We start from the raw sequence: 10332 nt of genomic DNA on the forward strand, positions 1-10332 counted from the left end.
AAATGTAAATGAACGACGGTTAAAGATTGCGGGTTATGGCTTATTTGGCGGCCTTCGGACGCTTGACACCGTATTTGGAACGGCTGCGACGGCGCTTCTCAACACCGGTGGCGTCGAGCGTGCCGCGAACGATATGGTAACGGACGCCGGGGAGATCCTTCACACGGCCGCCGCGAACGAGCACGATCGAGTGCTCCTGGAGATTGTGCCCCTCGTCGGGGATGTAGGAGATGACCTCGTTGCCGTTGGTGAGGCGCACCTTGGCCACCTTGCGAATGGCGGAGTTGGGCTTCTTGGGAGTGCGGGTCATGACTTGCACGCAAACGCCGCGGCGAAACGGGTTTCTGTCGAGTGCGGGAGACTTGGACTTCGTGCGAATAATGCGACGTCCTTTGCGAACAAGTTGGTTGATGGTTGGCATAACGGTTTGGTTAAAAAATTGGAAACTGAGTGTCTGAAAAAGAGGAAAAGGGGGCAGACGCTACCTTTCCTGAACAAGTGAGCAAGGATTTTTTGCGAAAAAATGATTGCACGAAGAATTGGGGCTGAACGAGAGCCCGGATTCCTTCGGTATCACGATGGTCGCGCCGCCAACCAGCTACAGTCCTTCGACGCATAAAAGTGAGGGAGAAAAATGTTGAACCGCAAAAAAGAGCCTTCCTTCCCGCGCCAGGCAAGCGAAAAACAACCAAATCGTTTTAACAGGGCAAAATCATCCTACCGGATTCTCCTGATCCTCCAAAAAAAGTCGGCCAACCGTCACTCTTGACGCCGCGCGGCGTCTGAAGTTCAACAGCATCCCTGCAAATGAGCCTCTCCAAACTCCCAGCCTTCGCCGCCCTGTGCCTTGCCGCAACCCTCGCGTTTCCCCTCGCATCGGCGGGCGCCGAACTCGAATGGACCAACGCCGATGATTCCAACAACTGGGTGACCGGCTCCGGCACCAACTGGTGGAGCGGCTCCGCCACGCATTTCTCCGCGAGCAGCGCGGTCGTCTTCGGTTCGCCCAACCAGCCGTCCGTCACGCCCGGCACAATCACCATCACCTCGTCCAACGGCGTGACCATCGGCGCGTCCGGCACGAACCCCGGCATGATCGTCACCGGTGACGGCAACTGGGAATTCACCCTGCGCTACGCGCTCACCGCGACCACGAGCACCAACGCCGGCATCGGCCTGTCCGGCTCGGCCGGCGTGTTCAAGGAAGGCACGGGCACGCTCACGTTTTCCATGACCACCGCCTACACGGGCACGACCGATGTGCACGCCGGCGCGTTGCGCCTCAACGTCGCCGACGCCATCGCGCAAAGCTCCGCCGTCATCCTCGCTTCCTCCGCGCGGCTCGATCTCGGCGGTTACAACCAAACACTAAAAAGCCTCGTCGTCTCGTCCGGCGGCACGGTCGCCTTCAGCAGCACCGGCGCGAACTACAACGCGCTCACGCTCGACTCGCTCACCGGCGACGGCGCGGAGTTCCAACTCCGCTACAACCCCGGCGCGGGCTACAGCGACCAGATCATTCTCACCGGCACGAGCGAAGGTTCGCACAGGCTGATGTTTGATAAATACGGCGACACTCCCGAAAACAACGACACCTCGATCCTCGTTGTCGAAAACAAGGGCGGCGGCACGGCGGTCTTCAGCGGCTCGACGGAAACAGCAGCCCACATTTACAAAGTCGAGCAAGGCGCAAACGGAAACTGGTATTTGAACAACACCGAACTGCCCAGCCGCATCGCCTCCGCCGTGATCGCCTCTGCCGCCGCGGCGGGGCAGGACTGGCACTACGAACTCGACTCGCTTCACAAGCGCATGGGCGAACTGCGCGAGCCCCCGCTCGGCGGCGCGGCCAACCTTTGGTTTCGCGTCAACGCCGCGCGTTTCAACGCCGACTCGCGCCTCACCGGACGCAATTTCAGCCAATACAACTACGGCGCGACGATTGGCGCCGACAAGGCGTTTTATCCCGGCGGCGACTCCGGCGCCTCGACCTGGTTCCTCGGCGCGTTTGGCACGGTGACCCACGTCAACCGCGATTTCAAAAACGGCGCGGGCGACGGAAAAACCAACGGCGCGGGCGGCGGCCTTTATGTGACATGGCTGCACGAAACCGGCTGGTTCGCCGATTTGCTCGGGCGCATGGACCGCAACAAAAACGACATCAACGCCGTGACCACCGACGGCTACCTCGCCGAGGCCGATTACAACGCCAACGTCAAGGGACTCTCGTTCGAGTTCGGACGCCGCCTGCTCTGGAACGAGGAGTGGTGGATCGAGCCCTTTGTGCAATACGCCGTCGCGCACATCGACGGCGCGGATTACAACGCGCATTACCACTACAACGAAAGAACCTCGGTTCCCGTGAGCGTTGAAAAATCGAAATCCGCGCAAGCCCGCATCGCGTTGCGCATCGGCGAAGTCGCCGGCGCGAGCCAGGGCTGGCATCCGTATGCGAAGGCGGCGGCCGTGTATTCGCACACGAGCGACGGACGCGTGCGCGTCGGCTCCGGCGCCAATGCGCGCAGCTTCACCGCCAACTTCGACGGCTGGCGCTGGGAGGTCGGCTTCGGCGCCGCCTACGTGATCAACGAGCGCAGCCAGTTTTATTACGACTACGAATACTCGCGCGCCAAGCGCTACAACCGCCCCTGGGCGGTGAACGCCGGCTACCGTTACGCGTGGTGACGCCACCCCGTTTTTCCGCCGCCATGCAACCCCGCCCCGAAGTTCGCCGCCAAGACCGCCTGCTGGACGAAGCCGGGCAGGAGCGCCTTCTCGAAACGGGCGAATACGGATTTCTCGCAATGAACACCGCCATCGGCGGCTACGGAATCCCGATCAATTTTGTGCGCGAAAAAACAGGCGACGGCGCGGATCGCATCTATTTTCACTGCGCGCCTGAAGGCCGCAAACTCGACGCGCTCGCGGCGGACAACCGCGCGAGCTTCTGCGTGGTCGGCGCGACGCGAGTCGTCCCGGACAAATTCACAACCGCGTATGAAAGCGTGATCGTGTTTGGCAGGATCGCGTCAAATCTTGACGCCGACGAACGCCGCGCCGCGCTCCGCCTGCTCGTGAAAAAATACTGCCCCGAGTTTATTGAGAAAGGCGAAAAATACATGGAGGCGTCCTTCCATCGCACGCACATCCTGCGCCTCGACATCGAGCATCGCACGGGCAAGACAAAGCGCGTCATGCCGCGCGCGTGATTTTTTCCCGATGAAAAAAGTCATCGCATTCAACGGAAGCCCCCGGACGAAGTGGAACACGCACACGCTGCTCGAGCACGCGCTGTCCGGCGCAAAATCGAAAGGCGCGGAGACGGAGCTGGTCAACCTCTACGACATCGACTACTCAGAGAAGGCTGGGCTCTTCCGGCTCTCCCAACCATCCCATGTCATCTTCAAAGTTTTTCGGCCCTCTGGGCAAGTTCCCGCTTGCCCCGCGCCTCTCCACAAACACCTTGGGTCGCCACTGAGAACAAAGACACCTCCATGGAAAACAAATTCGACCGGACAAAGCATGTTTACCGCAACGATGAGTTCGCAGAGTTGTTGAAGGACGCTGTGCGCTTTTTCCATGGCACGCCCGTATTTGGCCTTCCTCCGCCGGAGCCGTTTGCGGGATCGGGTGTCTATGCGCTGTATTACATCGGACGCGACGGTATCTATAAAAAATTTGGCGACTCCATAAACCGGACTGAGTATGCCGTTCCAATCTATATTGGGAAAACGGTTCCGCCGGGCTGGCGGCAAAGCCGCACCGCCTCCGCCAACACAGGCAAAAGCAAATCCATGTTCTTGCGCCTTGCCCAGCACGCCAAAAGCATCAGTGCGGCCAAAAATTTGAACACGGCCGATTTTGCCTGCCGTTTCATGATTCTCGAGGGTGTGGCGCAGAGCATGACACCGTCCGTTGAGGCAGCGCTAATCTCGCGGCACAATCCGCTTTGGAATAGCGTTGTTGACGGCTTTGGCAACCATGACCCCGGCAAGGGACGCAGAGCCGGGCGGATTTCCGACTGGGATTCCCTTCACCCCGGACGCGCATGGACGGCAAACCAAACTGGCGAACGACCTGATAAAAAGGATTTGAAACGCCGGATAACCGACTACTTGGTGGGGCTTCGCTGATGCTCAAATCGGTGGAATTATTCAGCGGCTGCGGCGGCTTGGCCAAGGGGCTTGAAAACGCGGGATTCGAGCATTGCGCCTTTGTCGAGTTCAACAAATGGGCGTGCCAAAGTTTGCGGCTCAATTTCCCGAAGCACCTCGTTCACGAAACAGATATCCGCGCATTTGATTTTTCCCAGTTTGAAGGAGTGGATTTGGTTGCGGGAGGCCCACCCTGCCAGCCGTTTTCCCTCGGGGGGCTCGCACGGGCTTTCGAGGACAAGAGGGACATGTTCCCGCAAGCCGCCCGCGCGGTCTGTGAACTTCGTCCGAGAGCCTTTGTTTTCGAAAATGTAAAAGGACTGCTCCGAAAAAGTTTTCGGGAATACTTTGAATACATAGTCCTCCGCCTGACATTTCCTGATGAAACCCAGGGCGACGGCGAGTGCTGGCGCAAGCATTCCAAGCGGCTCGCCTCGCTTGATTTCCGGAATTACAAGGGGCTGAAATACCGCGTCCATTTCAAGCTGCTCAATGCGGCGGACTTTGGCGTCCCCCAAATTCGCGAGCGAGTTTTTATCGTTGGCCTGAGATCGGATGTTTCCAGCGAATGGATATGGCCCTTGGCAACAGTGCCATGCGCCGCCCGCAAAACAATATCCCATGCAATCGGCCACCTGCCACCGCCGCAATCCGCGCACAAACTCCCCGACCATCAGTTCATAGACGGAGCACGCTCATACCCAGGCCACACCGGCAGCGAAATCCACAAACCGAGCAAAACAATCAAAGCGGGGGCGCACGGGGTTCCCGGCGGCGAGAACATGCTCCGTTTTCCAAACGGAACAGTGCGCTACATGACCGTGTTGGAGGCAAAACTCATCCAGACATTTCCGGCCAATTACAAAATCAGCGGGCGCTGGGGCGAGGCCCTGAGGCAAATTGGCAACGCGGTCCCAGTCAAACTGGCGGAGGGCATCGGGAGAAAAATAGCAGCCTTGCTGCAAAAAGAGGATGCGGCTGTCTTTCAAAATGGCGCCATGCCGCCATCGGATGTGGCATACCCTTCCTTCGACAGTCCGCCCCCTGTCGGGCAATTGGCGTTTTTCGAGCCGCAGTCACTTTACCTTGTCAACACAAGCCCCGTCACACTCCTCGGCACATACCGCAAAACCTGCCGCGACTGGATTGTCTCAACCAATCGCTATAATTACCCCGTCACCAATGACGAAATTAAATCCTGCCGTCCGCTTCTCTCGGTAAGGCGGCTAGTGTTAAGGCGCAAAAACGACACGCCACTCTATTTCAAGGTCAGTGGCCATGACATTGTCGGGAAAAAAGACCTGTTGAAACTGGGCTACAAGTCAGGCGGCAGGCATCCCGCCGGGCAAAAATATATTCTCTACAAATTATCACCCCTTGCCGTTGCTCCAAAATACGACGAGTCCGCCGCCACCCCAATTATCGGGAAGGGCTGCTCGTCCGGCAGGACAAAGCGAAAAGCCAACAGCTAACCCCTGCTATGGGAAGAATTAGGGCAAACACTAACCCAAGTTCGTCAGTTGGGCGGTGAGGCAAAAAATTTTATAGGAAAGTTTTCACAGGGGTGCCTCGAAATAAAAAGACACAGGCTTTTGCACATGGCGAAGTCGAAAAGGGTCAGGTAGCATGAGAAACAGAGTCGAGAACCGAGGGTAATCGGGGTAGACTCTGGCCGTCATGAACTATACCGGAATTGATTATCACAAGCGATACAGTGTGGCGTGCACGCTTGACGCGCAAGGCCGCAAGTTGAGCGAGGCGCGGATCGAGGCCAACTCGCCCGAAGCCTTTGAGCGTTATTTCAAGAACCTTGGCGGGGAAAACACGGTGGTGATGGAGGCATGCTGGAACTGGGCGGTGCTCTACGCGAGGTGCGCCGCTATGGGCTGGCCGAAAACTATTTTCCCGCGTCCATCCGGAAGGGGACGGCGGGGAGGCCGGCTTTGTTGAAGAGGTTGGGTTGCGCGGCTTCGTCCCATGCGAAGCGCACGGTTTTGGGCGCGGGGACTTTCGGGTTGGAGAGGATCACGCGGCCGCCTTCGATCACGGCCTTGGCCGGATAAAAGACGCCGTCGTCGCCCGCGATCACGAACCAGCGCGGCGGCTTGCCGTCGTTCGTGACGAGGCCGCCGTGCACATGGTCGAACGTCAGGTAGGCGAGTTGACCCTTCACCTCCATCGACTGGAAGACCGGTCCGGAAAACACCACGTCGCTGCGCGCGTAGTCATGCGCGAGCGCCCAGCGCGCGAGGCGTTCGCCCACGTCGCGTTTGTTGCGCGGGTGAATGTCGAAGAGGTCGTCAACAAGGTCGGTGGTCACGACCATGCCGGTGCGCGGCAGCAGTTGCATCGCGCGGGTTTGGGCCTCCTGCAAAATCGGCGCGGCCTCGGGCGACGCCACCTGTGTGTTGCGCGCCACGTGATACAGGAAGGGCGCGATCTGCACGTAATAAAACGGCATCTCGCTTTTCCAGGCGGCGCGCCAGCCTTGCACGAGCGCGACCATTTTTTGCGCGTAGTTCGCGCCGTCGCCCGAGGTGAGGTTTGACTCGCCCTGATACCAGATCACTCCGCGAATGGCATACGGCGCGAGCGGATGGATCATCGCGTTATAGAGCGACGACGGCTGCGTGTTCTCGACTTTTGCGCCCGGCTGCCGCGCGGCCACCGCGAAGACCGACAATTCCGGCACGGCGTCAAACCCCTCCGGCGCGGTCCATGGTTCGATGCGCGTGCCGCCCCAGCTCGCTTCGACCAGGCCAACGGGCACGTTGAGCTCGGTGTGCAATTTGCGTCCGAAGAAATATCCCGCGGCGGAAAACTTGATCGCGTCGATTGTGTCGGGCGAGCACACGGTCCACGGCGCGGCCAGCTCAACGTCGTCCCTGGGCTCGTCGGCGCGTGTTTTTTTGACTCGAAACAGGCGGATTTGCGGAAAGTCCGCCGCGCGTATTTCCTCCTCGGCGTTAAAAACGGGCTTCTGCCTGCGCCGTTCGCCGATCGGTTTTTCCATGTTGGACTGCCCCGAGCACAGCCACACCTCGCCCACGAGCACGTCGGTGAAACGCGCCTCGCCATCCGGCCCCGTCACCACCAGCTCGCGCGGCTGTGCGCTTGGCTCGAGCGGGTCGAGGCGCGCGATCCAGCGGCCGTCCGCGCCGGCCTTCACGCGTTTTGTCTGCTCGGCAAACGTCACCGTGATTTCATCGCCCGCCCTCGCCTTCCCCCAGACCGGCGCCTCGACGCCGCTTTGCAAAACCATGCGGTCGGCAAACAGGCCCGGCAACTCGACCGCCCCGAGGGGCGCGAGCAGCGCAAACGCAAAAACAACCGTGAGAAGGAAACGCGCGGCGGTGCATTTTTTCATGATGCGCAAAATCTCGCACACAACGCGCATTGTGTGGAGACTATTTTCGGATACATTAACCGCCACAATCATGAACACCACCGCGCCCGAACGCCTGCGCAGCTCGCCCCTGCTCACCGACCTGTATCAACTCACCATGGCGCACGGCTATTGGAAAACCGGCGCGCACAACAAGGACGCCGTCTTCCACCTTTTCTTCCGGCATAATCCGTTCAAGGGCGGTTACACCGTCGCCGCGGGGCTTGCGGACGCGGTCGCGTGGTTGCGCGAGTTGCACTTCAACAGCGACGAGATCGCCTACCTCGCCACGCTCAAGGGCAACGACGGCGCGCCGCTTTTTTCGGACGGCTTTCTCGAATACCTGCACGGATTTGCGTTCACCTGCGATGTCGACGCCATTCCCGAGGGCACGGTCGTGTTTCCCAACGAGCCGCTGCTGCGCGTGCGCGGCCCGATCATCCAGGGGCAGCTCGTCGAAACCGCGCTTCTCAACACCATCAATTTTCAAACGCTCGTCGCGACCAAGGCCGCGCGCATCTGCCACATCACGCGAGACGAACCGGTGCTCGAGTTCGGCCTGCGCCGCGCGCAAGGTGTCGACGGCGCGCTTGCCGCGAGCCGCGCCGCGTATATCGGCGGTTGCGCGTCCACCTCGAACGTGCTCGCCGGACAACTCTTCGGCATTCCCGTGAGCGGCACGCACGCGCACAGCTGGGTGATGTCGTTCGACAGCGAACCGGAGGCGTTTCAAGCCTACGCCGAGACGATGCCCAACAACTGCGTGTTTCTTGTGGACACCTACGACTCGCTCGAAGGCGTGCGCCGCGCCGTCGAGTCCGGCAAATGGCTGCGCGCGCGCGGACACAAAATGGCCGGCATCCGGCTCGACTCCGGCGACCTCGCCTACCTGAGCATCGAGGCGCGGAAAATCCTCGACGAAGCGGGTTTTGCGGACACGGCGATTTTTGCGAGCAACGACCTGGACGAGCACATCATCTCAAGCCTCAAACAACAAGGCGCGCGAATCGCGTTTTGGGGTGTGGGCACGAAACTCGTCACCGCATACGACCAGCCCGCGCTCGGCGGTGTTTACAAACTCGCCGCGCTTCGCAACGGCGTCGGCGCGTGGGACCACAAAATCAAACTATCCGAGCAAACGATAAAAATCACCAACCCCGGAATCCAACAAGTGCGCCGCTTCACGCTCGATGGCGAATACGTCGGCGACATGATCTACAACGAGGACGGCCCGCCGATCGACGACGCGAACCGCACGATCTACGACGCGGTGAACTTCATCCGCTTCAAGCCGATTCCGCCCGACGCGACAACCGAGGACCTGCTCGTGCCGGTTTTTCGAAACGGCAAACTTGTCCGCGAAATGCCGACGCTTGAAGAAATTCGCGCCCGCCGTCGCGCGCAAATCGCCGCGCTCCATGAAGGCAGCAAACGTCTCCTCAACCCGCACGAATATCCGGTGGGATTGGAGCGCAGCCTCCTCGACATGAAAACCGCGCTCATCATGAAAGCGCGAACAAAGTGAGGTTACCCCTGATTTATGGACAGGAGGTGCAGGCATAACCACAAAACAAACATGCCAAAAACAAAACCAGCCTGCACGCCGGAATTCAAAAACGAGGCGCCGCCTACCAGACGAGCACGGGAACGAGCCTCAGGCTCACCGCCGAGCACTTTGGTGTTTCGGCCAACAGCCTGAGCCCGTCGTTGCCACCGAGAGCGCCGAGCAGGAGCACCGGCGCCTGCGCCGCGAGAACCGCGCCCTGCAAATGCGCTGCGAGATACTAAACCTAAAAAGGAAAATGGGCGAGTTGAAGGAGAGCCGCGAGTGCGCGGGTTCTGGCTGGGGACGCGGAGAGTGACCGGAAGGCGTTTTGCTACCCACTGAGCAACAAGTGCGCGTCCGGCGGCAGGCCCGGCAGCCACTTGCCGCCCAGCAAACGCCTCAATAACCGCGTCAGCAGCAGAGTCCAGCGTTGTTGCGCGCTCCATCGCTCCGTGATGGCGTTGATCTGCCTTAACTCCTTGCTAATCCTCGTCACCGCTTGCGCTATCACCCCGCCCTTCTCATGCACCAGGCTTACTTTGACGGTGCGCTGGCCGCCGCTTTGGGTTTGCCGTCCCACCGCGGCCATGAGCATCGGCCGCGCGCGGATCGCCTCGCGGTGGCTCCCCTCGTCGTAGAAGCGCACATACAGCGTCCACCAGTTGTAAAACAGCGCCACGAGGTTGGCCATCAACCGGCTCGCCCCCAGATGCCGGCTCGCATACCCGCCCCAGCCCCATTGGTTTTTGAGCTCGTCAAAGTTGTTCTCCGCGTCGGCCCGTTCGCGGTAGTGCCGGGGCATCGCTTGCGCGGGCAAGTCCCGCCCGTCAAGGCTGGTGCAAAGCACCGAGATTTTGCCGCACCAGGGCGTCGGTTGCGCGTCCCAGCCCTCGCCTGTGGCGTGCGGCAGGTTGCCCTGCCGCTCTTTGCCCCGCTTGGGCTTGCCGGGTGCCCTGAGCGGGGCTCGCGCGGGCTTTTCCCTCACCAGAACCACCCGGCGCTCCCGGCTCCGACCGCCCAGTCTCAGGGTCGTTTCCATCGCCTCCCAGCCATCGCCGCAATCCCGCCAGAGCGCTCCCTGGCGCATCATCCGCACGACCAGATCCTTGACCTTGGCGGTGTGGCGCAGTTTGAACAGATACGGCAGGCCGTGCTCCTCGTGCTCGAGCATCACCGTTTCGTTTCCGTAGCCGCAGTCCCCCCGCACGAACACGGGCCATTGGTGGCGGGGGAGTTTTTCGAGCATT

The 10332-nt window shown here is 60.4% G+C and carries 7 protein-coding genes and 2 pseudogenes; 6 read left to right on the plus strand and 3 right to left on the minus strand.

All coding sequences use genetic code 11. From position 1 onward, the window contains the following. Nucleotides 1-40: 40 nt before the first annotated feature. Nucleotides 41-421: a 30S ribosomal protein S12 gene (gene rpsL / locus M2447_RS02005; RefSeq protein ID WP_108824934.1), complete on the minus strand. Its 381-nt coding sequence runs from the start codon at nt 419-421 to the stop codon at nt 41-43. A 386-nt stretch (nt 422-807) separates the two neighbouring features. On the opposite strand from rpsL, the gene M2447_RS02010 reads away from it, so the two are divergent. From M2447_RS02010 to M2447_RS13700, 5 genes and pseudogenes are all read left to right on the plus strand, one after another. After that, a complete protein-coding gene (locus tag M2447_RS02010) occupies nt 808-2685 on the plus strand; it encodes an autotransporter outer membrane beta-barrel domain-containing protein (RefSeq protein WP_277557186.1) in 1878 nt (625 codons plus the stop codon). 23 nt (nt 2686-2708) lie between these two features. Beyond that, on the plus strand, nt 2709-3209 hold the full coding sequence (locus tag M2447_RS02015; RefSeq protein ID WP_277557187.1) for a pyridoxamine 5'-phosphate oxidase family protein: 501 nt from the start codon (nt 2709-2711) through the stop codon (nt 3207-3209). A 10-nt stretch (nt 3210-3219) separates the two neighbouring features. Then, a pseudogene (locus M2447_RS13695) lies at nt 3220-3354 on the plus strand (NAD(P)H-dependent oxidoreductase); the annotation flags it as partial. Between the two features lie 140 nt (nt 3355-3494). Next, on the plus strand, nt 3495-4133 hold the full coding sequence (locus M2447_RS02020) for an Eco29kI family restriction endonuclease (protein WP_277557188.1): 639 nt from the start codon (nt 3495-3497) through the stop codon (nt 4131-4133). Next, nucleotides 4133-5131: pseudogene (locus M2447_RS13700) on the plus strand (DNA cytosine methyltransferase); the annotation flags it as partial. The gene M2447_RS02020 and the pseudogene M2447_RS13700, both read left to right, overlap by 1 nt. Before the next feature lie 920 nt (nt 5132-6051). Here M2447_RS13700 and M2447_RS02035 read toward each other — a convergent pair. Then, a complete protein-coding gene (locus tag M2447_RS02035) occupies nt 6052-7521 on the minus strand; it encodes a sialate O-acetylesterase (protein WP_277557190.1) in 1470 nt (489 codons plus the stop codon). A 70-nt stretch (nt 7522-7591) separates the two neighbouring features. On the opposite strand from M2447_RS02035, the gene M2447_RS02040 reads away from it, so the two are divergent. Continuing rightward, the gene (locus tag M2447_RS02040) at nt 7592-9064 is read left to right on the plus strand and encodes a nicotinate phosphoribosyltransferase (RefSeq protein ID WP_343215361.1); all 1473 of its coding nucleotides are present in this window, start codon (nt 7592-7594) and stop codon (nt 9062-9064) included. A 352-nt stretch (nt 9065-9416) separates the two neighbouring features. Here M2447_RS02040 and M2447_RS02045 read toward each other — a convergent pair. Then, nucleotides 9417-10332: transposase (locus M2447_RS02045; RefSeq protein WP_277557192.1), on the minus strand; the 916-nt coding region annotated here is incomplete at its 5' end.

It is taken from the genome of Ereboglobus sp. PH5-10, from assembly GCF_029504735.1.
GTDB lineage: Bacteria > Verrucomicrobiota > Verrucomicrobiia > Opitutales > Opitutaceae > Ereboglobus.